General features: G+C 68.9%; 24 protein-coding genes. 18 read left to right on the top strand and 6 right to left on the bottom strand.

Features of this window, described 5'->3' with window-relative positions; all coding sequences use genetic code 11:
- Position 1 precedes the first annotated feature (1 nt).
- Positions 2 to 898: a hypothetical protein gene (locus tag ACGFI6_RS24815; RefSeq protein ID WP_393122353.1), complete on the bottom strand. Its 897-nt coding sequence runs from the start codon at positions 896 to 898 to the stop codon at positions 2 to 4.
- Positions 899 to 996: 98 nt separating this feature from the next.
- Between ACGFI6_RS24815 and eccCa the strand changes: the two genes are divergently transcribed.
- The 6 genes from eccCa to ACGFI6_RS24785 all read left to right on the top strand — a co-directional run bounded on the left by eccCa (position 997) and on the right by ACGFI6_RS24785 (position 9,269).
- Positions 997 to 5,013 carry a type VII secretion protein EccCa gene (gene eccCa / locus ACGFI6_RS24810; protein ID WP_393122351.1) on the top strand — a complete coding sequence of 1,339 codons (4,017 nt, stop codon included), beginning with the start codon at positions 997 to 999 and terminating at the stop codon, positions 5,011 to 5,013.
- Entirely contained in the window at positions 5,010 to 5,387 is a 378-nt protein-coding gene (locus ACGFI6_RS24805; RefSeq protein WP_393122349.1) for a hypothetical protein, read from the top strand. The genes eccCa and ACGFI6_RS24805 overlap by 4 nt, the downstream gene beginning before the upstream one ends.
- Positions 5,387 to 6,415: a DUF6177 family protein gene (locus ACGFI6_RS24800; protein WP_393122347.1), complete on the top strand. Its 1,029-nt coding sequence runs from the start codon at positions 5,387 to 5,389 to the stop codon at positions 6,413 to 6,415. The genes ACGFI6_RS24805 and ACGFI6_RS24800 overlap by 1 nt, the downstream gene beginning before the upstream one ends.
- Positions 6,412 to 7,734 (top strand): EsaB/YukD family protein, encoded by a 1,323-nt coding sequence (locus ACGFI6_RS24795; protein ID WP_393122345.1) that lies wholly within the window; start codon positions 6,412 to 6,414, stop codon positions 7,732 to 7,734. Before ACGFI6_RS24800 ends, ACGFI6_RS24795 begins: the two co-directional genes overlap by 4 nt.
- Before the next feature lie 50 nt (positions 7,735 to 7,784).
- Positions 7,785 to 8,612, top strand: a complete 828-nt coding sequence (locus tag ACGFI6_RS24790) for a hypothetical protein (protein ID WP_393122343.1) — start codon at positions 7,785 to 7,787, stop codon at positions 8,610 to 8,612.
- A 114-nt stretch (positions 8,613 to 8,726) separates the two neighbouring features.
- Positions 8,727 to 9,269, top strand: coding sequence for a Rieske (2Fe-2S) protein (locus tag ACGFI6_RS24785; protein ID WP_393122341.1), 543 nt, complete (start codon positions 8,727 to 8,729; stop codon positions 9,267 to 9,269).
- Positions 9,270 to 9,338: 69 nt separating this feature from the next.
- Here ACGFI6_RS24785 and ACGFI6_RS24780 read toward each other — a convergent pair whose 3' ends face one another.
- Together ACGFI6_RS24780 and ACGFI6_RS24775 are read right to left on the bottom strand one after the other, a co-directional pair.
- Positions 9,339 to 10,553: a S8 family peptidase gene (locus ACGFI6_RS24780; RefSeq protein ID WP_393122339.1), complete on the bottom strand. Its 1,215-nt coding sequence runs from the start codon at positions 10,551 to 10,553 to the stop codon at positions 9,339 to 9,341.
- Positions 10,554 to 10,702: 149 nt separating this feature from the next.
- Entirely contained in the window at positions 10,703 to 11,161 is a 459-nt protein-coding gene (locus tag ACGFI6_RS24775) for a DUF6194 family protein (RefSeq protein WP_393122337.1), read from the bottom strand.
- 82 nt (positions 11,162 to 11,243) lie between these two features.
- On the opposite strand from ACGFI6_RS24775, the gene uvrC reads away from it, so the two are divergent.
- The 3 genes from uvrC to yvcK are packed head-to-tail and all read left to right on the top strand — an operon-like array spanning position 11,244 to position 15,078.
- Positions 11,244 to 13,274, top strand: coding sequence for an excinuclease ABC subunit UvrC (gene uvrC, locus ACGFI6_RS24770; protein ID WP_393122335.1), 2,031 nt, complete (start codon positions 11,244 to 11,246; stop codon positions 13,272 to 13,274).
- Positions 13,274 to 14,140: an RNase adapter RapZ gene (rapZ, locus tag ACGFI6_RS24765; protein ID WP_393122333.1), complete on the top strand. Its 867-nt coding sequence runs from the start codon at positions 13,274 to 13,276 to the stop codon at positions 14,138 to 14,140. The genes uvrC and rapZ overlap by 1 nt, the downstream gene beginning before the upstream one ends.
- Entirely contained in the window at positions 14,137 to 15,078 is a 942-nt protein-coding gene (gene yvcK / locus ACGFI6_RS24760) for a uridine diphosphate-N-acetylglucosamine-binding protein YvcK (protein WP_393122331.1), read from the top strand. The genes rapZ and yvcK overlap by 4 nt, the downstream gene beginning before the upstream one ends.
- Here yvcK and ACGFI6_RS24755 read toward each other — a convergent pair whose 3' ends face one another.
- Entirely contained in the window at positions 15,079 to 16,497 is a 1,419-nt protein-coding gene (locus ACGFI6_RS24755) for a hypothetical protein (protein ID WP_393122329.1), read from the bottom strand.
- A complete protein-coding gene (locus ACGFI6_RS24750; RefSeq protein WP_393122327.1) occupies positions 16,494 to 17,000 on the bottom strand; it encodes a SigE family RNA polymerase sigma factor in 507 nt (168 codons plus the stop codon). The genes ACGFI6_RS24755 and ACGFI6_RS24750 overlap by 4 nt, the downstream gene beginning before the upstream one ends.
- Positions 17,001 to 17,129: 129 nt before the next feature.
- Here ACGFI6_RS24750 and whiA point away from each other — a divergent pair, with 129 nt between their 5' ends.
- The 9 genes from whiA to ACGFI6_RS24705 all read left to right on the top strand — a co-directional run bounded on the left by whiA (position 17,130) and on the right by ACGFI6_RS24705 (position 23,885).
- Complete coding sequence (whiA, locus tag ACGFI6_RS24745; protein ID WP_393122325.1) at positions 17,130 to 18,113, top strand: DNA-binding protein WhiA; 984 nt, start codon at positions 17,130 to 17,132, stop codon at positions 18,111 to 18,113.
- A gap of 57 nt (positions 18,114 to 18,170) precedes the next feature.
- Positions 18,171 to 18,557 (top strand): hypothetical protein, encoded by a 387-nt coding sequence (locus ACGFI6_RS24740; RefSeq protein ID WP_393122323.1) that lies wholly within the window; start codon positions 18,171 to 18,173, stop codon positions 18,555 to 18,557.
- A gap of 210 nt (positions 18,558 to 18,767) precedes the next feature.
- Positions 18,768 to 19,775, top strand: a complete 1,008-nt coding sequence (gene gap, locus ACGFI6_RS24735; RefSeq protein ID WP_393122321.1) for a type I glyceraldehyde-3-phosphate dehydrogenase — start codon at positions 18,768 to 18,770, stop codon at positions 19,773 to 19,775.
- A gap of 88 nt (positions 19,776 to 19,863) precedes the next feature.
- A complete protein-coding gene (locus ACGFI6_RS24730; protein ID WP_393122320.1) occupies positions 19,864 to 21,057 on the top strand; it encodes a phosphoglycerate kinase in 1,194 nt (397 codons plus the stop codon).
- Between the two features lie 5 nt (positions 21,058 to 21,062).
- Positions 21,063 to 21,869 carry a triose-phosphate isomerase gene (gene tpiA, locus ACGFI6_RS24725; RefSeq protein WP_393122318.1) on the top strand — a complete coding sequence of 269 codons (807 nt, stop codon included), beginning with the start codon at positions 21,063 to 21,065 and terminating at the stop codon, positions 21,867 to 21,869.
- Positions 21,866 to 22,099 (top strand): preprotein translocase subunit SecG, encoded by a 234-nt coding sequence (secG, locus tag ACGFI6_RS24720; protein ID WP_393122316.1) that lies wholly within the window; start codon positions 21,866 to 21,868, stop codon positions 22,097 to 22,099. The genes tpiA and secG overlap by 4 nt, the downstream gene beginning before the upstream one ends.
- A 15-nt stretch (positions 22,100 to 22,114) precedes the next feature.
- The gene (locus ACGFI6_RS24715) at positions 22,115 to 22,474 is read left to right on the top strand and encodes an RNA polymerase-binding protein RbpA (RefSeq protein WP_141860545.1); all 360 of its coding nucleotides are present in this window, start codon (positions 22,115 to 22,117) and stop codon (positions 22,472 to 22,474) included.
- A 91-nt stretch (positions 22,475 to 22,565) separates the two neighbouring features.
- On the top strand, positions 22,566 to 23,558 hold the full coding sequence (locus ACGFI6_RS24710; RefSeq protein WP_393122314.1) for an SMP-30/gluconolactonase/LRE family protein: 993 nt from the start codon (positions 22,566 to 22,568) through the stop codon (positions 23,556 to 23,558).
- A gap of 18 nt (positions 23,559 to 23,576) precedes the next feature.
- Positions 23,577 to 23,885, top strand: coding sequence for a hypothetical protein (locus ACGFI6_RS24705; protein WP_393122312.1), 309 nt, complete (start codon positions 23,577 to 23,579; stop codon positions 23,883 to 23,885).
- Between the two features lie 3 nt (positions 23,886 to 23,888).
- Here the strand turns inward: ACGFI6_RS24705 and ACGFI6_RS24700 are convergent, their stop codons facing one another.
- Positions 23,889 to 25,607: a BCCT family transporter gene (locus ACGFI6_RS24700; RefSeq protein WP_393122310.1), complete on the bottom strand. Its 1,719-nt coding sequence runs from the start codon at positions 25,605 to 25,607 to the stop codon at positions 23,889 to 23,891.
- Positions 25,608 to 25,720: the final 113 nt, after the last annotated feature.

The following is a 25,720-nucleotide window of genomic DNA, read 5'->3' as shown; positions in this document are numbered from 1 at the left end:
TTCAGCGACGGAAGACTTGCTCGAGCAGGTGCCGCAGCCAGGTACGGCGCGGTGAGGGCAGGAGCGCTGCCGGCAGCACCACGGCCGGCGGCGTGGCGAGCGTGATCGGTATCTGCACCATCCGGTCTCCTTGCAGCCAGTACAGGTCTTGGCTGCACCGATCCGTCGCGTCCTGGTAGGAGTCCGCGACGTACTGCGCGAGCCGATCCGCAACGTCCTGTCCCGCATCGGCATCGCAGTACGCCACCTCGCTCAGTCGCGGTACGCCGACCAGCACGCCGAGCCCGATGGATGCGCGAGGCAACAACCTGTCCCGGTCCACGATCGCCATCGACACCAGCGGGTCGTCCTCGCGGCGGAGCACCGAGAAGCCCTCGTGCTCGACCGGGCGCAGGTCGGCGATGTGGGTGAGGGTCAGCTGCACCGGTGACGGTACGTCCGGATCACCGAGTCCGAGCATCGAGCGCCGGACGACGGTGAGCCGCCGGTAGTCGTTGGCGGTGCCAATGAAAACCACGACCTCGAAGTGATCGCCGAACGGAATCAGGGCGTCGGCGACCGGCCCCGCGGTCCGGGCCGACCAGCCGCGTTGGAGCAGCATGGCCCGCTGCCGGACAGCGACGTCACCGTAGCGGTGCTCCTCGGTGGCAAGCTCGCCCTCGGCGACGACCGCTCGCAGCCAGGCCTCGATCTGATCGGCCCACAGCTGCTGTGGTAGCTGGAGGCACCGATCGATGATCTCGCCCAGTCCGACGACGGCGGACATCTGCAGCGCCCCGCGACCCCAGCCGACCTCGACGGTGCGATCTTCGGTGTCGACCTCGCAGCCCGGCAGCCACATCGGCGCCAGATCCGCAATCGCTTTCAGAACTGTCGAATCGTCCGTCGTGCCAGTCATCTCCACCCTCTCCCACTACTAAAGTGTGCCGGGCATTCAGTTGGTACGTAACAAAGTCCCCCCACCTCTGTGCGGACCGGGCAGCGGAGGAAACCTTAGTGGCTATCGTGCATCGCCCGGCGAGACGGGTACCGGCGCCCGGGACCGAGCGCCAGCGGGTGATCGAGCCCGCGCCGACGCTCGGCGGCGCCGGCGGCCGGGCCGGGGGCGGCGGCGCGATGATGCAGGTCCTTCCGGCGCTCAGTGGTGTCGGGTCGATGGTGATGATGACCATGGGCCGGTCCGGACCGATGGTCATGATCGGGATCGGCATGGCCGTTGTCACCGTGGTCGGCATGCTCGGCGGCATGCTGGCCGGCCGCGGGGGTGGCGGCAAGCAGCGCAAGGACCAGCGCACCCGCTACCTGGACTACCTGGAGCGGCTGCGTGACGAGTTCTCGGTGCAGGAGCGCAAGGCCCGCACTGCGGCGCTGGCGCTGAACCCACCGCCGGACGCGCTGCTGGACTGCGTGAACGACGTCTCGCGGCTGTGGGAGCGCCGTCGTACGGACAGCGACTTCCTGCAACCGCGTTGTGGCACAGGCCGCGTTCCGGTCGTACCGGCGGTGGTCGGGCAGTCGGGCTCCGCGATGGAGCCGCCGGATCAGTTCATGATGGCGGAGGCGAATGCACTGGTCCGCCGGTTCACGCTGATCCCGGAGATGCCCCTGACCGTGCCTCTGGATCACGTAGGCAACGTGAGCATCGTGGGCGATCGTGAGGGCGTCGTACGGGTCGCCAGGTCACTGCTCGTCCAGGCCGCGGTGTGGCATGCGCCGGGGGATGTTGCCGTTGCTGCCGCGTTCCCCGAGAAGGCCAAGGCGGACTGGGACTGGTTGACGTGGCTGCCGCACGTCGAGGATCCCGATCGCCGGATCGGCGCAACGCCGTTCCGGCGGATCGCGGACAGCCCCGGGGCGCTGTCGCAGCTGCTCTCGGACGATCTGTCGGAGCGGGTGCAATGGGCGACGGAGTCGCGGCGGGGCTCGGTCGGGTTCGACGATCGGCGACGGCTCACGCAGCGGCTGCTGGTGCTGCACGACACGTACGGCGATGTGTCCGAAGAGGTCCGTCCGCGCGCCGACGACACGCTCGTGCCGGGGGAGCTCGGTGTGACCGTGCTGCATCTGGTGTCCGACCGCGTCCAGGAGCCGAGCGCGGTGACGATCCGCATCACGGTGTACGGGGACGATGTGCGCGTGGAGGACCTGCGCGGGCAGTATCCGATCGCGGCCGGCGGGCAGGTGGATCACGTCGACCGGGCGCTCGCCGAGGGGATCGCCCGCACGCTGGCGCCGCTCCGGCTGTCCGCCGACTCGCTCGACGAGGACGTCCAGCTGGACGACATCGACTTCATGGGGCTGCTGAACATCGGCGACGCTGCCCGGGTCAACTTTCAGCAGCTCTGGCAGCCGCGCTCCGACCGGGCCTTCCTGCGCGTGCCGCTGGGTGTCGACGACAGCGGGGGTACGACGCTGGTCGACCTCAAGGAGTCGGCGCAACTCGGCATGGGCCCACACGGCCTGATCGTCGGCGCGACCGGTTCCGGCAAGTCCGAGGTCCTGCGGACGATGGTGATGGCGCTGCTGGCGACCCACACACCCGAGGATCTGGCGTTCGTACTGGTCGACTTCAAGGGCGGTGCCACGTTCGCGCCGTTCGAGGGCGTCCCGCACGTCGCCGGAATCATCACGAACCTGCAGGACGACGACAGCATGATCGAGCGTGCGTACGCGAGCCTGTCGGGGGAGGTCCAGCGCCGGCAGCAGGTTCTGAAGGACGCGGGCAACGTCGCGAACATCACCGACTACCGCCTCTACCGCCGGCAGCGCCCGGAGATGGCACCGCTGCCGCACCTGTTCGTGATCATCGACGAGTTCGGTGAGCTGCTGAACCAGCGCCCGGACTTCATCGACCTGTTCTTGTCGATCGGCCGGATCGGCCGCTCGATCGGCGTGCACCTGCTGCTGTCGAGCCAGCGGATCGAGTCGGGTGCACTGCGCGGGCTGGACACCTACCTGTCGTACCGTCTGGGGCTCCGGACGTTCTCCGAAGACGAGAGCCGGACCGTTCTCGACACCACCGACGCGTTCCACCTGCCGCCGCTGCCCGGTTTCGCCTACCTCAAGGTGGACACCAGCGTCTACCAGCGGTTCAAGGCCGCGTACGTCTCCGGGCCGTACGTGCCGCCGGCTGGCGAGCAGCAGGAGGACGAGGCCGTCGGCGTACGCCCGCACGAGATTCCGACGTACCAGCAGCCGCCACAGAAGCTCCTCGGTACGCCGGCCGAACCCACTGCGACGGAGCGCACCACCGGACCGACCGTCCTGAACACGTTCGTGGACCAGGTCCGTACGGCGGCGAAGCCGGTGCTGAAGATCTGGTTGCCGCCGCTGCCTGCCGCGTGCACGTTGGACGCTCTGGCCGGACGCACGGACTTCGTCACGGACCGCGGACTCCAGCTGACGGTCGGAGCGCCGCAGATGCAGCCGCCCGTCGGTGTGGTGGACGACCCGCGCCGGCAGCGACAGGACGTGTACCGGTTGGACCTGACGCGGGCCGGTGGACACGTGGCCTTCGTCGGTGGCCCGCAGTCCGGGAAGACGACGGCGCTGCGTACGGTCGTCACGTCGCTCGCCCACACGCACACGCCACGAGAGGTCGCGATCTACGCGCTGGACCTTGCGGGCGGCGGCATGCAGGCCCTTTCCGAGTTGCCGCACGTGGGCGGCGTCGCGCTGCGCACCGACCGCGAGCGCGTCCGCCGTACCGTCGAAGAGATCCGCACCATGATCGACATCCGTGAGCGGGTGTTCCGCAACCACGCACTCGACACCATGGAAGGTCTGCGGGTGGAGCACGCGGCGGGGCGCATCCCGGAGCTGCCGACTGCGGACGTCGTGCTGATCGTCGACAACTACGGTGCCGTCCGGACGACGTTCGACGAGCTGGAGGAGCCGCTGACGGACATCCTGCAGCGGGGGAGCAGCTACGGCATCCACGTGGTGGCCGGGATGATGCGCTGGAACGACATCCGGATGCAGAACCAGGCGCTGTTCGGCACGATGCTGGAGTTGCGGCTGAACGATGCGTCCGACTCGAACATCGACCGTCGGCTGCAGGAGGTCCTGCGCAAGTCCGGTCCGGGCCGCATGCTGGCGCCGGGCAGCAAGCTGTTCGTGCAGCTGGCGTTGCCGCGCGTCGACGGCGATGCGTCCGACGACAACTTGTCTGCTGTGCTGGATGCCCAGGCGATGACCGCACGGGCCGCCTGGAACGGGCCGCGGGCGCCGCAGATCCGGATCTTGCCGCTGCAGCTGCCCCGGGCAAACCTGACGGACACGGCCGGCCGGCAAGGTGTCGTACCGATCGCTGTGGACGAGCGGGCGTTGGAACCGGTGTATCTGGACCTGGCAGGCCGTGACAGCAACCTGGTCGTGTTCGGCGACAGTGGATCGGGCAAGACCAATCTGGTACGGCTCGTGGTGCAGCAGCTCATCGACCAGCACACCTCCGACGAGCTGGTGTTCGCGGTCCTGGATCCACGGCGCGGGTTGCGCGAGTACGTCCCGGCCGCGTACGTCGGCGGATATGCGCCCACCGGCCGGGTCGCTGCGGGACTCGCGGCGGGCGTCTCACAGGAGCTTGCGAAACGGATGCCCGACGACACGGGCGTGGTGCCGGAGGCGGGGCGGGGCGGGCCGCGCATCGTCGTACTGGCCGACGACTACGACCTGCTGACGACCGGCGGCCAGTCACCGATGGACCCGTTCCTGCCGTACGTCGGCGCGGGCCGGGACATCCGGCTGCACTTCATCGTGACCCGGCGGGCTTCCGGGGCGTCGCGGCAGCTGTACGAGCCGTTCCTGTCCGCGGTCCTCGAGTCGGGGACGGCAGGACTTGTCATGTCCGGCGACCGGAGCGAGGGGCAGCTCTTCACCGGAGCGTACCCGGGTGACTACCCGCCTGGCCGCGGTCTGTTCGTACGGCGCGGCGACGCACCACAGCTCGTACAGGCGGCGTTGTCGGACACGGTCGAGGCCGGATCCCGGTCGAACGGAGGAGCTACGAGATGAGCTATGACCTGGTCCTGCTGCTCGACGGACGCCCGACGAGCGACGACATTCTCGGTGGACTTGGCGCGACCGGGGAAGACCTCGGAGTGCGTGCGGTGGCTGACGGAGCCGTTGTCCAGTTGTGCGACGAAGACGGCGTGCCTGTGGTGTCGATCGAGATTCCGCTCCTCGTGCAGGTGCCCGGCGAGGTGGAACGGCTACTCGGTCCAGCTGTCGGCGCGGTCAAGACGCCGGCCTGGTGGGTGGAGGTGCGGGCGGCTCCCGACGAACGTGCGCGTGGGATCGCCCATCGGTACGCGGAGGACCAGGTGGCGCGACTCGGCGGTCGCGTCTGCACCACGTCGCCGGTCGCTGCCGGACAGGAGCAGAGCTGATGCCGAACGAGCTGATCTTCAGCCCAGGAGTGGACCTGGTGACCGACCAGGTTGCGGTGGTGATGCAGGACCGCGCCGTGGTGGGGATGTCCTCGTGGCTGTCGGACGCCATCGCCGCAGCAGCCGCGCAAGATCGTGGCGTGCAGCTTGTCACCGCCCCGGAGACGCGGCTGACCTGGCCGGTCCGCTCCAAGCTGTTCAGCGACCCGAGGTCGCGGTGGATCGTGGCGGTGGACGTCGACGAGCACTTCGACGGGCTCAACGGGGCACGGATGAAGTGGACCGGTGACCTGTTCACCACCGAGCTGACCGGTGCGGACGAGCCGGCTCCGGACATCCACCCGGCGTTCGTCGTCGAGGAACCGCCCACCGCGCACCTGCAGCTGACCGTGCGGGTGCGGCACCAGGCGACGGAGTCGCTCGAGATCGGGCACCTCGCGGAGAAGTTGTTCACCGGGACTGCCGGCGGTGATCCGACCGGCTGGTCGACGTCGGAGCCGGTGACGCAGCCGTGGAGCCCGGCGGCCCTGACGGAGTACTGCCGGGGCCGCGCGCCGGCGCCGACCTGGCTGGTGCTGTCGGGACCGGTCGGCGGCGAGTCCAAGCCGGCGGTTGGCACCCTCGAGTTGCGGCGGACCATGTCGGGCGTCGACGAGACCGTCACCCTGTGCGTGGCGCAGCCGGGGACAGAGCTCCCTTCGACGGCCGAGCTCGGTGTGCTGGTCGACGACGTCGCCGACAACTTCGAGCTGATCTCGGCCATCGTCATGGGCTCCTTCGGTGCTGCCGACGGGACCTACCAGCCGCGGTTCGCCGGCCTGCCGTGCCCGATCGGCCTCGCCGCCGGGTTCGAAGCCCTGAACGGCCGCCCACTGCTGGAGGCCCTGTCGGTGGAGGGCATCCCGACCGCCCTCGCGATCGGCCCGCCGCGCAGGCCGGCGATCTGGTACCCGCTCGGCAACGGGCGGAACCCGCGCGACTGGGACAAGTACACGAAGGTGATGGAGAAGCTGGTGCAGGCCGGATGAGTGTGTACAGCCGTGTCACGGTGATCGGTCGGCGTCGCCGGCTGGACGCAGTGCTTCCCGCGGACGAGCCGCTCGGCGTACTGCTGCCGGACCTGCTCCGGATGCTCGACGAACCGCTGCAGGAGATGCCGCAGCGGCGCTTCCTGACCACGGCGGACGGCACCCTGGTACCGCCCGAAGGCACTCTGGCCGGCTCGATGGTGCTCGACGGCGCCGTGTTGCGCCTGGCCGCCGAGGGGGAGCTGCCACCGCCGCCGACCGTTTATGACGTGACGGAGGAAGCGGTCGCGGACCTGAAACGACGAGGTACGGCGTTCCAGCCGCAGCATCGCCGCATCCTCGCCGGCACCGGACTGGTCTTCTCCGTGATCGCCGGCGCGATCTCCGTCCTGGTGGCTGCGCCTGAGGCGTTCACGGCGGCAGTGCTGCTCGTACTCGCGGCGATCGGTGCGTTCGTGGGCATCGCTCTGGGGCGTGCAGGCAACAAGCTGATGTCGTTCCCGCTGGTGACGATCGCGACCGTCATGCTGGCCCTGGCTGTCGGCTTCTGGGCGCTCGACTCCGGCTGGCGGCTCGGGCTGGTCCTGACCGTCGGCGCACTGTGCCTCGCGTTCGGTCCGCTTCTCTACGCTGCGGCCGGGGTCGCCGCCGGCGGTGTTGTCGCGGGAGCCGCGGCCCTGGTGTTCGTCGCGGTCTGGATGATCGGTGTCGGCACGGGCCTGGCCACTGCCGGGGTGGGAGCTCTGGCGGCGCTGATCGCAGTACTGCTCCTGGGCCTGCTGCCGCGGATGGCGCTGGCGCTGTCCGGGTTGTCGAACCTTGACGACCAACGTGCCGCGGGACAGGAGATCCTGCGTGACGGCGTACAGAACGCGCTGAATGCCGCGCACCTGGGCCTCGCGCTGGCCACGGTACCGCTCGCGGTGTCCTCGGCCGCGGCAGGAATCGTGCTGCTCCGGGACGGGTCGCCCTGGGCGGTCGCGCTGGCGCTGCTGTTGTCGTTCCTGCTGGCCTCCCGGTCGCGCATGTACCCGCTGGTGAGTGAGGTCGCCGTACTGTTCGCGGCTGCCTTCGTCATCGTCTCGGGTTGCGTACTGATCGCTGCTGTGACCGGTCGGGGCGGTGCGTTCATCGCGCTCGGGTTGCTGGTCCTCGTGGCGATGTTCTGTGCGTCAGGGCTCGGGTTGACGCCGGCCGAGCATGTCCGTGCGCGGCTGACTCAGGTGCTGGACTACATCGAGGTGATCGCGATCATCGCGACGGTGCCGGCCGCGCTCGGGGTGTTCGGCGTCTACACCAGCCTGCTGCACCGGTTCTGACCCGCGTGGGAATGGCTGACTCCAGCCGGCAGGGCGATAGGCTGCGGCTGATGTCGGCACAGTGGGAACCCCGGGGGAAGCCGGACAGCAGTGGGTCGGTGTTCCGGAAGCTGGGCAGGTTGGCCTCTGACGCGGCATCCGTGATCGGTGGGTCGGGGAAGCTGCGGCGGGATGTGGACAATCTTGCGGCGATTCGAAGCCCGATCGCGATCACTCGGCGGATCGGGGTGACGAGTCCGGTGATCGACGGGGGTACGTCGACGGTTGCTGCGCTGCTGGCGACGATGCTCGCGTCCCAGCGTGGTGACCGGGTGGTCGCGGTCGACGTGGATCCCGCAGGTGCGGAGCTGTCGCGGCGGCTCGAGCTCAACCTGGGTGCCGGGGCGATCGAGGGCGTGAGCCTGATCCGCAGCGATCCGACCGTCCCCGCACTCCGTTCGACGCTCGCCGCGACGCAGAGCGCCGGGGCGCGGGACGTCGCGCTGGCGGTGGTGGACTGCCCGGGCACGATGTTCGACGAGATCGCCACCGAGATGGCCAACACCGGACACTGCACCGTACTCGTCGTCCCGTCCGCGCCACAGGCGGCCGGCTACTGCTTGCAGCAGCTCGACACGCTGAGCCCGGCCGGACAGGATCTCCTGCTCAGCCACGGCATTGTCGTCATCACCCTGGTCGAGGATGCCGGCGAAGGTACGGCGCGCTGGCTCGGGGACGCCTTCCGGCAGCGCGGTCTCGAACCGGTGGTGCTGCCGTACGACGCGCACGTCGCGGGCGCGTGGCCGCTGCACTCGTCCGAGCTGCAGTCCGAAACCCGTCAAGCGGTCGTGGAGCTGGCCGCACGGGTGGTCGCCACGGTGACCAGGACTGCCAGCTGATTCTCAGGAACCTTCAAAGTGCGGTTCAAGGTGAACCGTTCGGCTGATCAGGTCGTTTGACCTGGTGTACTGCGTTCAACTACTTCGACGATCAGCTCCTGGAGGTCCAGATTCATGAGCGATGACACGACGGCACCGGCCACTTCATCTGCCATACCGGCGGACGGACTGCGCGATCGCAGGTCCGTACTCCGCTGCGCGGCGATGGTCGCCCTGGCAGGTGCCGGCGCGCCGCTCCTCGCGGCCTGCGGTGGCGGCGACTCCACCAGTGGAGCGCCGTCGGCCAGTGGCTCCAGTTCCGCACCGAGCAGCGGTGCGACCTCACCGTCGTCGAGCGCACCGTCGTCGAGTGCGCCGGCCGGCGGCGGTTCGGTGCTCGGCCCGGTGTCCGACGTACCGGTCGGTGGCGGGAAGGTGTTCAGCGACGCGAAGGTCGTGGTGACGCAGCCGACCGCCGGCACCTACAAGGGGTTCTCCGCGGTCTGTACGCACCAGGGCAACCCGATCGGCTCGGTGGAGGGCGGCCAGATCGTCTGCCCGTTCCACAACAGCCACTTCAGCATCGCCGACGGCAGCCCGGTCAGCGGGCCGGCGCAGTCGCCGCTGCCGGCGGTGAACGTCAAGGTCGAGGGCGGCAACATCGTCGAGTCCGCCTGACCCGACCTTGCGTCCGAAGAAGCGAGGGCCGACGGCCACACTTCTTCGGACGCAAGGGTCAGTAGTGCGTCAGGACTGGTCGGAGGCGCCTACGTAGAGGAGCTGGTTCGGCGAGCCGGTGCCGGGGTCGCCGACCTTGTCCGGCGTCGAGCTGGCGAGCAGCGCCTTCGCGACGTCGGCCGGGGTGGCGTCCGGGTGGTCGGCCAGGTAGAGCGCGGCTCCGCCCGCGACGTGCGGCGTCGCCATCGACGTACCGCTCATCTTCGCGGTCGCGTCCGGTCCGGTGATACCGACCGAGGTGATGTCGACGCCCGGCGCGAACACGTCCACGCACTTGCCGAAGTTCGAGAAGTCGGCGCGCTGGTCGGCGTCGTCCGTGGCGCCGACGGTGATCGCCGACGGCTCCTTGGCCGGCGAGCTCTGGCACGCGTCCGCGCCGTCGTTGCCGGCGGCAACGGCGTACGTGACGCCCGCACCGACCGACGCCTTCACCGCCGCGTCGAGCGCGTCGTCCGCGCCGCCGCCGAGGCTCATGTTCGCGACCGCCGGCTTCTTGGCGTTCTTGGTGACCCAGTCGATCCCGGCCACCACGGACTCGGTGGAGCCCGAACCGGAGCAGTCGAGCACCCGGACCGCGATCAGCTTCGCGGCCTTGGCCAGACCGTACGTCGTACCGCCGATGGTGCCGGCCACGTGGCTGCCGTGGCCCATGCAGTCGACGCCGTTCTGGCCGTCGCCGACGGTGTCGGTGCCGACCGACGCGCGGTCGCCGAAGTCCTGGTGCTTGGCGTAGATGCCGGTGTCGATGATGTAGACGTTGACGTTCTTGGCATCGGTGGACGGCTCGTACTTCTTGTCCAGCGGCAGGTCGCGCTGGTCGGCGCGGTCCAGGCCCCACGGCGGGTCGTCCTGGCTGACCGTGATCTTCTGGTTCTGCTGGACGAACGCGACCCGCGAGTCGCCGGCGACCTTCTTGGCCTGCTCCTCGCTCATGCTGGCCGAGAAGCCCTTGATCGACGAGTCGTACTGGTCCTTGACCTTGACGTCGTAGCTCGTCGCCAGGCTCTGGCTGGCGACCCGGGTCTGGGCCCGCGTGGTCTGGCCGGAGAGTACGACGATGTAGCTGCCGGGGATCGCGTTCGGGCTGCCGGCGCCACGGATGGAGACCGGAGCCGGCTGCGCGGCGTCGCTGCCGGTCGCGGTGACGACCGCGCCGGTGACGGCCAATGCGGATGCTGCGACCGCGGCCAGAACGGCACGTGGCCTGCTAAGGGAAGGGGACATGGGCGGAACTCCCTCGAGTTGACGCAAGGCCTTGTTGCCTCACGCAAAGGACCTGCACATCTACCCTGGTCCACACGCTAGGCAGCGCGCCCATCCCAGCCAGGGGTCAACCCAGCCTTATGGGCCAACCCGCAACACGACCGCAACGTTCACCCGGTTTGCCGCGTCCGGTGATTGGAATACTTGCGGCGCGCGAACCCGTACGCCTCGTCGATCAGTGGGTGGAGTTGGTCCAGACCGGTGGGGTTGGTGATGGCGATCCAGTACTGCGACGCGTAGAAGGGGTGCGGGAAGAGCGTGTCGCGGGCGGCGTAGTTGTGGGTGGTGGTCAGGACCCAGTCGGCGTCTCGTTCGGTCGGGGGAGTGCCGAAGAGGTTGACGTACGTCGGCTTGGTGACGCCGAGGTTCAGCCGGAAGGCGCCGGGCTCGTCGAGCCGGGACACCTTCTCGTAGTGGTCGCCGGTGACGATGGTCGCGAACGGCTGTTGGCGCTCCGCAGGCAGGTCGTGCTCCGGGTCGTACAGGTAGAAGAAGTCGTCCTGTGCCTCGAGTACCCGGACACCGGCGTACTGCCGAAGGATCCGGTCGAGTTCGTCGAGTGAAGTCATACCTTCAAGTCTGTCATTGGACCAGCAGTAGAGACTTTGATGCGATTCCGGATTTGTCGGCGGGCCGAACTAGGGTGGTTGGGTGGCTGATCCGTCCTCCTACCGTCCCGCACCGGGGTCGATCCCCGACTCGCCCGGCGTCTACCGCTTCAGCGACTCCGGCGGCCGGGTGATCTACGTCGGCAAGGCGAAGAACCTGCGCGCCCGCCTGTCGTCGTACTTCCAGGACCTGGTGAACCTGCATCCCCGTACGCAGGCGATGGTGACGACCGCCGCCAAGGTCGAGTGGACCGTGGTCGCCACCGAGGTCGAGTCGCTGCAGCTGGAGTACTCCTGGATCAAGGAGTACGACCCGCGCTTCAACGTGAAGTACCGCGACGACAAGTCGTACCCGTGGCTCGCGATCACCCTCAACGAGGACTACCCGCGGGTGATGGTCGGCCGCGGCGAGAAGAAGAAGGGCGTGCGGTACTTCGGTCCGTACAGCCACGCCTGGGCGATCCGCGAAACCGTGGATCTGCTGCTCCGGGTCTTCCCGATGCGCTCCTGCAGCAAGGGCGTGTTCAACCGGCACCGCCAGATCGGCCGGCCCTGCCTGCTCGGGTACATCGGCAAGTGCGCCGCGCCCTGCACCGGCGAGGTGACGCAGGAGGAGCACCGCAAGATCGTCGACGACTTCTCGGCGTTCCTGTCCGGCCAGACCGCGACGTACGTGCGCCGGCTACAGAAGGAGATGCAGGCCGCGGCCGCCGAGCTGGAGTACGAGCGCGCCGCGAAGATCCGCGACGACCTGTCCGCACTGGACAAGGCGCTGGCCAAGAACGCAGTGGTCCTCGGCGACGGCACCGACACCGACGTGATCGCGCTCAGCGAGGATCCGCTCGAGGTCGCGGTGCAGATCTTCTACGTCCGCGGCGGCCGGATCCGCGGTGAGCGCGGCTGGATCGCCGACAAGGCCGACGGCACGGCGACCACCGCCGACCTGGTCTCACAGTTCATCCAGCAGACGTACGCGGGGGAGTCCGCCGACTCGATCCCGCGCGAGATCCTGGTGCCGACGATGCCCGACGACGCCGACGCGCTGACCGAGTGGCTGGAGGAGCAGCGCGGCGCCCGGGTGTCGATCCGGGTCCCGCAGCGCGGCGACAAGAAGGCGCTGATGGAGACCGTCGAGCGGAACGCGCTGCAGACGCTGACGATGCACAAGACCAAGCGGGCCAGCGACCTGACCACCCGGAACCTGGCGCTGGAGGAGATCCAGGCCGCGCTCGACCTGCCCGAGGCGCCGCTGCGGCTGGAGTGCTACGACATCTCGAACCTGCAGGGCACCGAGGTGGTCGCCTCGATGGTCGTGTTCGAGGACGGCCTGCCGCGCAAGAGCGAGTACCGGCGGTTCGTCATCAAGGGTGTCGACGGGCAGAACGACGTCGCCTCGATCGCCGAGGTGCTGACCCGGCGCTTCAAGCGCCTCCTCGACGAGCGCGCCACGCAGGCCGAGACCGACGACCCGTCGGGCACCCTCATCGATCCCGAGACCGGCCGAGCGAAGAAGTTCGCCTATGCGCCCGGCCTCGTCGTCGTCGACGGTGGTCCGCCCCAGGTGGCGGCCGCCCGGCAGGCGATGGACGAGCTGGGCGTCGGGGACATTCCGGTCGTCGGTCTGGCCAAGCGCCTGGAGGAGGTGTGGGTCCCGGACGAGGAGGACCCGGTCATCTTCTCCCGTACGTCCGAAGGTCTCTACCTGCTCCAGCGGCTGCGCGACGAGGCGCACCGGTTCGCCATCACGCACCACCGCAGCCGCCGGTCGAAGTCGATGGTCGAGAGCACGCTCGACGAGGTGCCAGGGCTCGGTGACGTCCGCCGCAAGACCCTGCTCCGGCACTTCGGGTCGCTGAAGAAGTTGCGCGGGGCCACCATCGCCGAGGTCGCGGACCTGCCCGGTTTCGGGCCGCGGCTGGCCGAGTCCGTCGTACTGGCGGTTAACGCTGCTGCAACGAAGGCGGAAACCGGCCGGGCTCCGTCGGTCAACACGGCTACAGGCGAGATACTGGACGAGGACGTGCCGGCGCCTGCCGGGACGCCTGACGGGGAGCCAGGGAGAACTGAGAACTGATGGACGACACGGGCGGCAACCTGATCATCGTGTCCGGGATGTCAGGCGCGGGCCGCAGCTCGGTCGCCGACGTCCTGGAGGACCTCGGCTGGTTCGTGGTGGACAACCTGCCACCGATGTTCCTGACCACCATCGTCGAGCAGGTCATCGGGACCGGCGCGGCGCCGCGGCTCGCGATCGTCGTCGATGTCCGGACCGGCCTGTTCTTCGACGAGCTGAGCTCGGCGATCCACGACCTGCGGCTGAAGGGGTTCCGGCCGCTGACGCTGTTCCTGGAGGCCTCCGACGACGTCATCGTGCGGCGGCAGGAGAGCGTCCGCCGGCCGCACCCGCTGCAGGGCGAGGGCCGGCTGCTGGACGGCATCCAGCGCGAGCGCGAGCTGCTCGGCGACATCCGGGCCGGCGCCGACCTGGTGATCGACACCTCCAGCCTGAACATCCACCAGCTGGCCGCGAAGATCGTGAACGCGTTCGGCGACGAGGAGAATGCGGAGCTGCGCGCCACGGTGGTGTCGTTCGGGTTCAAGTACGGCATCCCGGTGGACGCGGACGTGGTCGCCGACATGCGCTTCATCCCGAACCCGTACTGGCAGCCCGACCTGCGCCCGATGACCGGCCGTGACCGGCCTGTGTCAGACTTCGTGCTCGGCCATCCGCTGGCCCAGCAGTTCCTGCAGAACTATGTGGACGTGCTGGACACCCTGCGGACCGGCTACCTGAACGAGGGCAAGCGCTTCGTCACCGTCGCGATCGGCTGTACCGGGGGAAAGCACCGCAGCGTCGCGATGGCCGAGGAGATTGCTCGCCGGCTGCGTGAGAAAGGCTCACCGACGTTGGTGGTACACCGGGACCTGGGACGGGAATGACGAGGGCGCCCAGAGTTGTCGCGCTGGGTGGGGGACACGGTCTGGCCGCGTCACTGTCCGCGCTGCGCCATGTCACCGATCAGCTGACCGCGGTCGTGACGGTCGCCGACAACGGCGGCTCGTCCGGGCGGCTGCGCCGCGAGCTCGGCGTCCTGCCGCCGGGTGACCTGCGGATGGCGCTGGCCGCACTCTGTCGCGACGACGAGTGGGGCCGGACCTGGGCCGACGTCCTGCAGCATCGCTTCCGCAGCAACGGTGAGCTGCACGACCACGCGGTCGGCAACCTGCTGATCGTGGCGTTGTGGGAGCTGCTCGGCGAGGCGGTCGACGGCCTCGACTGGGTCGCCCGGCTGCTCGGTGCGCAGGGCCGGGTGCTGCCGATGTCCGCCGTACCGCTGGACATCACCGCGCGGGTGCTCGGGCTGGATTCCGCGCACCCGGAGGCGATCGCCGAGATCCGCGGTCAGGCGGAGGTCGCGTCGACCGACGGTCATGTGGTCGACGTCGCGCTCGACCCGGCCGATCCGCCGGCGTGCCCGGAGGCGCTGGTCGCGATCGCGGAGGCGGACTGGGTTGTCGTCGGTCCGGGATCGTGGTTCACGTCCGTCATCCCGAATCTGCTGGTTCCCGAGCTGTGCCGCGGTCTCGAGCAGACCAGCGCCCGCCGCCTGCTCACGCTGAACCTGGGGGAGCAGAAGGGCGAGACCGACGGGTTCTCGCCCGAGACGCACCTCGAGGTGCTGGCCGGCCACGCGCCGGACCTGCGGATCGACGTCGTCCTGGCCGACGTCGGCCACGTGCCCGACCCCGAGTCCCTGCGCCTGACCGCGCAGTCCCTCGGGGCCGAGCTCGTGATCGCCGACATCGCCGACGACGACCGCGACCTGCACCACGCCCCCGACAAACTCGCCAAGGTCTACCGCGAGATCTTCAGCTGACTAGTCGAAGTCGGTGTCGATGCTCTTCTGCGCCGTGTAGATCTGACGGCCGTGGGCGTCGTACCCGCGGATCCGGACGGGCTTGAGGTTGCTGTTGCCGCCTGTGAGGCCCCAGATGTAGAACCCGTTCGAGATCAGCGCCCGGGTCGGGCCTTGGGCCGGCAGATCCACGACCAGTTGCGCGACACCGTCCGGCACCATGAGGAACTCAAAGGCGTCCTGGAACTTCCCGTTCGCCTGAACCGCACCACGGGTGTAGTCGTACGCACCCTTGGCCGTCGCCGCCAGCATGTGACACCACGCGAAGACCTTCCGGTCCGGCGAGATCAGTACGGCAGTGAGCTTGTCGCCCGTACCGGTCTTCAGCGCCACCTTCCAGTCCTTGGTGACCGGTCCGGCGACGGTGTCCCGCGGATCGTGACCGGATCCTTGCCGATAGACGTCGTCCACGCTGCGACAGCGGCTCGTGACCTGCTCGTCGGTCAACGGGCTCACCGGCGGTGCAGGGGCCAGCGGCTTGCCCGTCTGGGGATCCTTCGTCATCACGGCGTCCGGCGTGACCGGGTCGGCGATCTTGAGCGTGACGTTCGACGGCACCGGCGGCCGTGCCGGTGTGGTCGGGATCGGCGGGATCGTCACGTCGTAGATCTTGTGGCCTGCCGCGTCGTACCCACGGATGCGGTGCACCCGGGCGGTCCGCGCAGCAGCGCCGATGCTGTAGAAGCCGTCCTCGCCGACCACCGCCTGCTGCGGATCGGACTTGCCGTCGAAGTCCACCAGGACCTCGCGGACGTCCGACGGGACCCGGGGAACGTTCAGGTCGGCCTCGGAAGGCGCCTGCCCGGTGATCGCCTTGGTCTGGAACCGTCCGTACGTCTGTGCCTTGCCCGGCCCGATCAGCGTGCAGGTGCTCGCGATCGAGTTGTCCGGTGCCAAGAAGCTGGCTTGCGCGGCGACCCCGGAGCCGGTCTTCACCACGACCTTCCAACTGTCGTCGAGCGGCCCCGCCTTGTCGAAGGTGTTGGAGCCGTGCTCATGCTCGGCGTCGCGGTACTCCTGATCGGCGCGCTTGCACTGGTCGCGAAGACTGTTGTCGCTCAGCTGACTGACTGGTGGTGGCGCCTGTACGAGGTGGCCGGTCTCGTCGTCGACGATGCGCCCGGTCCGTACGTCCATCGTGATCGTCCGGCCTGTCGTCGGCGTACCGACCGGGCCGTCGCCGGCAGTGCGGTTCGCGGACCAGGTAGCGATGCCGGTGATGATGACGCCGGTGGTGAGGACGGCGGTGGACACGGTCGCGATTCGCGTCCTCCTGACGGAGCGCCGGGCCCGGATCAGCAGGTCGTCGACGTCGGTGTTCGGTGGGTGATCGGTGTCGTCCGCCGCAGCGGCCAGCAAACGTTCGATGTCGGTTGTCATGAGGCGCTCCTTTCGGTCTGGTCGAGGAGTTCGCGGAGGCGGGCGAGGCCGCGGGAGGTCTGGCTCTTGACGCCGCCGGTACCGATGCCGAGGATGTCGGCGGTCTGTTCGAGGCTGAGGTCGGCGTAGTGCCGCAGGACGACACAGGCGCGTTGGCTCGGCGGCAATGCGGCGAGCGCCTGGACGACGAGCAGCCGGTCGTCGACCACTCCGCCCGGATCGGCCTGCGACGGCAGAGGTTCGTCCGCGTCGACCAGTCGTTCGCGACGCCACGGCCGGCGCGACTGATCCAGTACTGCAGTGACCAGACACTGGTGTGCGTAGCTGTTCAGCCCGTGTCCACGGTTGATCCGATGCCACCGCCGATACACCTTCACCAGCGCGTCCTGAGCCGCATCCTCGGACCGGTGCCAGTCCCCGCACATCAGGTACGCGGTCTTGCGCAACCGCCGGATCATCCCTGCCGCAAACTCCGTGAACTCCGCCTCGTCCGAACCCTTCATACCCCTCCTCTCAACCCCGTCCGCGAGATAACGCCCGCCAACCCCCGGAAGGTTGCACACCCGTAACCGTGGCATCTGCCGCCCGTTGGTGGTCCGTAGGTCTTTGACATTGGTGGGAGGATGTTTTCTATGGCGATGACAGCACAGGTGAAGTCCGAGCTGACCAGCATTCAGGTGACGAAACCGTGTTGCCGTAAGGCCGAGGTTTCGTCGATCCTGCGGTTTGCCGGCGGGCTGCATCTGGTGTCGGGGCGGATCGTCGTGGAGGCCGAATTGGACAGCGGTGCCGCGGCGCGGCGGCTGCGCAAGGACATCGCCGAGATCTTCGGGCACCCGTCCGACGTCGTCGTGATCTCGCCGTCGGGCATCCGCAAGCAGACGAAGTACGTGGTCCGCGTGGTTCGCGACGGTGACGCGCTGGCGCGGCAGACCGGTCTGGTCGACAACCGTGGGCGTCCGGTCCGCGGCCTGCCGCCGGCGGTTGTTTCAGGTGCCTCGTGCGACGCGGTGGCCGCGTGGCGTGGAGCGTTCCTGGCGCACGGCTCGCTGACGGAGCCCGGCCGGTCGTCCTCGCTCGAGGTCACCTGCCCCGGGCCCGAGGCGGCGCTGGCGCTGGTCGGTGCGGCCCGGCGGCTGGGCATCGGCTCCAAGGCCCGCGAGGTACGGAACGTGGACCGCGTGGTGATCCGCGACGGCGACGCGATCGGCGCGCTGCTCACCCGGCTGGGGGCACACGAGTCCGTACTGGCGTGGGAGGAGCGCCGGATGCGCCGCGAGGTGCGGGCGACCGCGAACCGGCTGGCCAACTTCGACGACGCGAACCTGCGCCGTTCGGCCCGAGCAGCGGTGGCCGCCGGTGCGCGTGTGGATCGGGCGCTGGAGATCCTCGGCGACGACGTACCGGATCACCTGCAGATCGCCGGCAAGCTTCGCCTGGAACACAAGCAGGCCAGCCTCGAGGAGCTCGGACAGCTGCACGAGCCGGCCCTCACCAAGGACGCGGTGGCCGGCCGGATCCGCCGCCTGCTGGCGATGGCGGACAAGCGCGCCGCCGACCTGAACATCCCGAACACCGAGGCCAACCTGACCCCGGAGATGCTCGACCCGGCCTGACCGGATCGTTATCTGCGACCCCGCGCCGGGCGCTTGCCGCGTTGCTTGGATTGGGGCATGGGAACAGCAGAAGACGAAGCCAAGGCGTACGACAAGATCATCCAGGACGGCATCAAGCGCGAGGTCGAGCGGATGCAGGCCGAGGACGCCCGCAAGGCGGCCGAGGCAGCTGCCAAGGCACAGGGTGAGAACCAGATGGTTGCCGACGGTCAGCCGGGGGTGGGCTGGCCGGACAACGAGGTGCAGGCGCCGCCGACCGGCCTGGACAAGGTGGCTGGGGTTCTGCGGGTCGGCAAGGCGGGGGACGCGGCGTTCGCGCACGACCTGCTGAACAGCGGTCAGGCCCCGCTGGGTGGTGTCGGCAAGCCGGAGGCCGGCGGCGACGGTGCCCGTGAGCACGCGGGCGGGACGCGGACCGCGAACCCCGCGCTCGGGCTCGGCTGAGTCGCCTCGCAGGCACCAGCTGGTCAACTGGTATACACCTGACAGCCCCGGAGCTTTCCGGGGCTGTTTGCCGTCCGGGTGGTCTGCTCGTCCGGCTACTGACGCGTCACGTGGTCTGATGTGGACGCTACCAGTTGGCCAGGTGGGCTGTTGGGCTAGTGTTCGGACTGTAGCGGCAGTGAAAAGCCAGTTCAGAGGAGACGTAGTCCCGTGACCGTACGCGTAGGTATCAACGGCTTCGGCCGCATCGGCCGTAACTTCTTCCGCGCCGTGCAGGCGTCCGGTGCCGACATCGAGGTCGTCGCCGTCAACGACTTGACCGACAACCAGACCCTCGCTCACCTGCTGAAGTACGACTCGATCCTGGGCCGCTTCCCGGGCGAGGTCTCGGCGACCGACGACGAGATCACCGTCAGCGGTCACAGCTTCAAGGCGTTCGCCGAGCGTGACCCGGCCAACCTGAAGTGGTCCGACGTCGGCGCCGACGTGGTGATCGAGTCCACCGGCTTCTTCACCGACGCCACCAAGGCCAAGACGCACGCCGACAACGGCGCCAAGAAGGTCATCATCTCCGCCCCGGCGAAGAACGAGGACCTGACCGTGGTGATGGGCGTGAACCACGACCTGTACGACGCCGAGAAGCACACCGTGATCTCGAACGCGTCCTGCACCACCAACTGCATCGCCCCGCTGGCCAAGGTCCTCAACGACGCGTTCACGATCGAAAAGGGTCTGATGACCACGATCCACGCGTACACCCAGGACCAGAACCTGCAGGACGGCCCGCACAAGGACCTGCGCCGCGCCCGCGCCGCCGCGCTGAACATCGTCCCGACCTCGACCGGTGCCGCGAAGGCGATCGGCCTGGTGCTGCCGGAGCTCAAGGGCAAGCTGGACGGTTACGCGCTGCGCGTCCCGGTCCCGACCGGCTCGGCCACCGACCTGACCGTCACCGTCGGCCGGGACGTCACCGTCGAGGAGGTCAAGGAGGCCTACAAGGCCGCCGCGGCCGAGGGCTCGCTGAAGGGCTACCTGACCTACACCGAGGACGAGATCGTCTCCAGCGACATCGTCACGGACCCGGCGTCCTGCATCTTCGACTCCGGCCTCACCAAGGTGATCGGCAACCAGGTCAAGGTCGTCGGCTGGTACGACAACGAGTGGGGCTACTCGAACCGCCTCGTCGACCTGGTCAACCACGTCGGCGCCTCGCTCTGACGATCCCCATCACGTAGCGTCCGGAGAACTGTGGCCCCCAAGGCACGGTTCTTCGGACGTTGGTGCTTGAGCTGAAGGAAGCTGAACTGTGAAGACCATCGAAGATCTGGGCGACCTGGCCGGTCAGCGGGTGCTGGTCCGGTCCGACCTGAACGTGCCGATCAAGGACGCCGTGATCGGCGACGACGGCCGGATCCGGGCCTCGCTGCCGACCCTGGTGAAGCTGGCCAAGGCCGGCGCGAAGGTGATCGTCACCGCCCACCTCGGCCGGCCGAAGGGCAAGCCGAACCCGGAGTTCACGCTCGCCCCGGTCGCCCAGCGGCTCGGTGAGCTGCTGCAGCCGGACGGGATCACCGTCCACTTCGCCACCGACGTGACCGGTGACGCCGCGCAGTCCGCGGTCCAGGACCTGGACGAGGGCGAGGTTCTGCTGCTGGAGAACGTTCGCTACGACCCCCGCGAGGAGAGCAAGGACGAGGCCGAGCGCGGCGCGCTGGCCGAGGAGCTCGCGGCGCTCGCGGACGTGTTCGTCAGCGACGGCTTCGGTGTCGTGCACCGCAAGCAGGCCAGTGTGTACGACGTGGCGCGCAAGCTGCCGCACGCGGCCGGCGGCCTGGTGCTCGCCGAGGTCGGCGTGCTGAAGAAGCTGACCGAGGAGCCGGCCCGGCCGTACGTGGTGGTGCTCGGCGGCGCGAAGGTGTCGGACAAGCTCGCGGTGATCGACAACCTGCTCGCCAAGGCCGACAAGCTGCTGATCGGCGGCGGCATGGTCTTCACGTTCCTGAAGGCGCAGGGCCACGAGGTTGGCAAGAGCCTGCTCGAGGAGGACCAGCTCGACGTCGTCCGCGGGTACCTGAAGGACGCCGGCGACAAGATCGTCCTGCCGACCGACATCGTGGTCGCCCCGGAGTTCAAGGGCGACTCCCCGGCCACCGTGGTCGCGGCGGACGCGATCCCGGCCGACCAGCTCGGCCTGGACATCGGCCCCGATTCCGGCAAAGCCTTCGCCGCCGAGGTCGCGGACGCGAAGACCGTCTTCTGGAACGGCCCGATGGGCGTCTTCGAGATGGCCGCGTTCGCCGGCGGAACCAAGGCCGTGGCGCAGGCGTTGACCGAGGTGGATGGCCTGAGTGTCGTCGGCGGCGGTGACTCCGCGGCCGCCGTCCGGCAGCTAGGCTTCGCCGACGACGCGTTCGGCCACATCTCCACCGGTGGCGGCGCGTCGCTGGAATACCTGGAGGGCAAGGAGCTCCCGGGTCTCGCCGTACTGGAAGAGGACTGAGACTCATGGCAGATGCTGCCCGTACGCCGTTGATGGCGGGCAACTGGAAGATGAACCTCAACCACGTCGAGGCCGTGCACCTGCTGCAGAAGCTGTCGTGGACGCTGCAGGACAAGAAGCACGACTTCGAGCGGGTCGAGGTGGCGGTGCTGCCGCCGTTCACCGACATCCGCAGCGTCCAGACGCTCGTCGACGGTGACCGGATGAAGATCAAGTACGGCGCCCAGGACGTCTCCACCAAGGACTCCGGTGCGTACACCGGCGAGATCTCCGCGGCGATGCTCACCAAGCTCGGCTGCAGCTACGTACTGACCGGCCACTCGGAGCGCCGGCAGTACCACGCCGAGACCGACGAGCTCGTGAACGCCAAGACGGCGAAGGCGCTCGAGGCCGGCCTGACCCCGATCATGTGTGTCGGCGAGGGCCTGGAGATCCGCAAGGCCGACGGTCACGTCGAGCACTGCCTCGGCCAGGTCGACCGCGGCCTCGCCGGGCTGAAGCAGGACGACGTCCGCAAGGTCGTCATCGCGTACGAGCCGGTCTGGGCGATCGGGACCGGTGAGGTGGCGACGCCGGAGGACGCGCAGGAGGTGATCGCCGCGATCCGGGGCCGGATCGAGGAGACAATCTCACCCTCGGTCGCCGACTCGGTACGGATTCTTTACGGTGGATCGGTGAAGATGGCCAGTGCAGGTGGCATCATGGCCCAACCGGATGTCGACGGCTGCCTGGTCGGAGGTGCGAGCCTCCAGGTGGACGAGTTCGCCGGCATCTGCCGTTACCTGGACCTTCAGTTAGGCTACTCCTCGTGATTCTCGCTTTCTCGATCGTCGTGATCGTCTGCAGCCTGTTCCTGACGCTGCTGGTACTGCTGCACAAAGGCCGCGGTGGCGGCCTCTCGGACCTGTTCGGTGGCGGTGTGTCGTCCAGCCTGGGCGGCTCGTCGGTCGCCGAGCGGAACCTGGACCGGATCACGATCGGTGTCGGCCTGGTCTGGTTCGCCGCCATCGTCGCGCTCGGCCTGCTGTACAAGCTCGGCTGAGGGGGACGGGTTCCCGTGGCTGGTGGTGGCAGTGCGATTCGTGGCAGCCGGGTCGGTGCCGGGCCGATGGGCGAGGCGGAGCGCGGCGACACCGCGCCCCGGCAGCGCATCGTGTTCTTCTGTGCGAACGGGCACGAGACCGCGACCTGGTTCGCGGTCGAGGCGGCCATCCCGGAGGAGTGGGACTGTCCGCGGTGCGGTCTGCCGACGAGCACCGATGTGAACAACCCGCCTCCGCCGCCGAAGATCGAGCCTTACAAGACCCACCTGGCCTACGTGAAGGAGCGCCGCTCCGAGCAGGAGGCCCAGGAGATCCTCGACGAGGCCCTCGAGAAGCTGCGCGCCCGTCGCGCGCGCGGCGAGGTCATCTACTAGGCACGTACGCGGTGACAGCCTGGACCGACGCGTTCGGTCCAGGCTGTTGCGTTTGGTGACCGCAGCGGTGCGGCGGGCTAAGGTCTGCGGCATGAAGTCGTCGATCGCGCCTGTCCGCTGGACCCCGCCGCCCGCGCCGCCCGTACGGCATCCGGACAATGTCGACGTCGAGGTCGTCGCGCTGCCCGGCAAGGGGCCCGAGGACACGCTGATCGACGACGACGGCAGCGTCCTCACCGGCCTGTACGACGGTCGCATCCTGCGCGTCTCCGCCGACGGCCGGACGATCAGTACGCTCGCGGACACCGGCGGCCGGCCGCTCGGCCTGGAGTGGCTGCCCGACGGCAACGTCCTGATCTGCGACGCGAACCGCGGCCTGCTCACCCTGGACCCGAGCCTCGACACCGACAACCGGATCGCGACGCTGCTGTCCGACGTCGACGGGCACCCGATGCGGTTCTGCAACAACGCGGACGTCACCGAGGACGGCACGATCTACTTCACCGACTCGTCGACCCGGTTCGGGATCGACGAGTGGATGGCCGATCTGCTCGAGCACTCGACCACCGGCAGCGTGTACCGCCGTACGCCCGACGGCGAGGTCACCAGGCTCGCGACCGGCCGCGGCTTCCCGAACGGCGTCGCGCTCAGCACGGACCGCCGGACGCTCTTCTGGGCCGAGACCGCGACGTACGGCCTCTACAAGCTGGACCTCACCGCCGACGGTGCCGAGCCGGTGCAGATCGCCGCGATCCCGGGCCTGCCGGACAACATCGCCCGCGGCTCGGACGGCCTGATCTGGGTCGCGGTCGGCTCGCCGCGCAACGCGGTCCTCGATCTGCTGCTGCCGAAGCACCCCGCCTTGCGGAAGGTGGTGTGGGCGCTGCCGGACGCGCTGAAGCCGAAGGCCGCGGACATCATCGAGATCCAGGCGTACGACGAGAACGGCACGCTGGTGCACGACCTGCGGGCCAAGCACCCGGACTTCCACATGCCGACCGGCGTCCGCGAGCGCGACGGGAAGGTGTGGCTGGGAAGCATCGGGACCAGTTCGCTCGCGACGTTCCCGACGCCGAACCGCTGACCGTGGCAGGCTGGGGTCATGGACCTGGCGGAGGTCGGCCGGATCGCGAAGGCGCTTGACCGGGTGAAGGAGTCGAGCGCCGGCGGTTCGCTGCGCTGGACGCTCGACGGCCGTCTGGTCGCCCGGCAGCACGACGCCGACTCCCTGGTGATCCGGATCGGGTACGAGGAGCGGGAGCAACTCCTGCGCGAGCACCCGGACCTGTTCTTCGTACCACCCCGGTTCGACGCCCACCAGAAGGTCGTACTACGCCTCCCGGACGCCAACCACGCAGTCGTCCAGCGAGCGCTGCAGGCCGCCTACGACCTGCAGCGCAACGCCGACTGATGCCTACTTGTCCTGCTTGCTGTCGTCGGTTGTACCGGTGACGACGAGGGTGAAGTCTTCGCCGTGGTTGCTGACGCCTTCGATGACGGCGGCCTCGACGGCCTCGGAGCCGATCGTGTCGCGCAGCATCAGTGGATCGGTGCGCAGGTCCTTGGCGAGCGCGACCGCGAGTCCGACCATCACCACCGCGAACGGCAACGCCGCCACGATCGTCAGGTTCTGCAGGCCGGTCAGGGCGTCCGATCCGCCGCCGCCGGCGAGCAGCATCACCGCCGCCACCGCGCCGGTCAGTACGCCCCAGAAGATCACCAACGGCTTCTTCGGCTCGATCGCGCCGCGTTCGGACAGGGTGCCCATCACGATCGACGCCGCGTCCGCGCCGGAGACGAAGAAGATCGCCACCAGCATGACGACCAGGATCGTGGTCACCGCGGTGAGCGGGATGTGGTCGAGCATGCCGAACAACTGGCCCTCGGTCGTCGACGCGCCCGCGATGTCGGTCCCACCGCGCTGGATGTCGATCGCCGTACCGCCGAAGATGCAGAACCACAGCAGGCTCACCAGCGACGGCACCAGCAGCACGCCGGTGACGAACTGCCGGATCGTCCGCCCGCGGCTGATCCGCGCGATGAACATGCCGACGAACGGCGTCCAGGAGATCCACCACGCCCAGTAGAAGACCGTCCAGCCGGACAGCCACTTCGCCATCGCGTCGCCGCCGCTCGCCTCGGTCCGGGCGGCCATCTCGGCCAGGTCGCGGAAGTAGTCGCCGATCGCGGTCGGCACCAGGTTGAGGATCAGTACGGTCGGGCCGACCACGAACACGAAGACGGCCAGGACGACGGCGAGCACCATGTTGATGTTCGACAGCCACTGGATGCCCTTGGCAACACCGGACACGGCCGACGCGACGAACGCGGCGGTCAGGATCGTGATCACGCCGATCATCACGCCGTTCCCGGTCTGGTCCAGCCAGCCGAGGATCCGGACGCCGGAACCGATCTGCAACGCTCCGAGCCCGAGCGACGCGGCCGATCCGAACAGCGTCGCGAAGATCGCGAGCCCGTCGATGACTTTGCCGATCGGTCCCTCGGTACGTCGTCCCAGCAGCGGGGCGAACGCCGCGCTGATCAGCTGCGACCGTCCGCGGCGGAACGTGCCGTACGCGATCGCGATGCCGACCACGGCGTAGATCGCCCACGGGTGCAGGGTCCAGTGGAACAAGGTGGTCGCCATCGCAGTCTCGAGGGCCTGTGACGATCCGCCCTCGACGGTGCCGGGTGGCGGGCTGGTGAAGTGCGAGAGTGGCTCGCTGACGCCGAAGAACATCAGTCCGATGCCCATGCCGGCGCTGAACATCATCGCCACCCAGGACACGGTCCGGAACTCGGGCTTCTCGTCGTCGCGGCCGAGCGGGATCCGCCCGTACTTGCCGGCGGCCAGCCAGATCACGTACACGACGAAGCCGGAGGCCAGCAGGACGAACAGCCAGCCGGTGTTCTGCTCGACCCAGCCGAGGGCCGAGGTGGACGCCGTGCCGAGACCGGTGGCGTCGACGATGCCCCAGGCGACGAAGGCCAGGGCGATGACCGCGGTGACGCCGAAGGTCACCCGGTCGAGTCCGGAACCGTGACTTCGGCTGCCGGGCGGTGGTGGGGTTGCTATCGCGGGATGTGCTGCGTTGTCGGGGGTGTCTGCCTGGCGGTCGATCTCGATGGCCACAGGTAAATCACGCCTCGCTGTGGGCGCGCCTCCTCGTCGGTCAGATGGGAAAGTGTTCTCCGACGGTGTCGGAGATCGTGGCAAAACGCAACAATCGTGGTTTCGGCCACACC

The organism is Kribbella sp. NPDC048928 (assembly GCF_043197975.1).
Lineage (GTDB): Bacteria > Actinomycetota > Actinomycetes > Propionibacteriales > Kribbellaceae > Kribbella.
The sequence above is the reverse complement of the archived record's forward strand: the minus strand, read 5'-3'. Positions and strand labels throughout refer to the sequence as shown.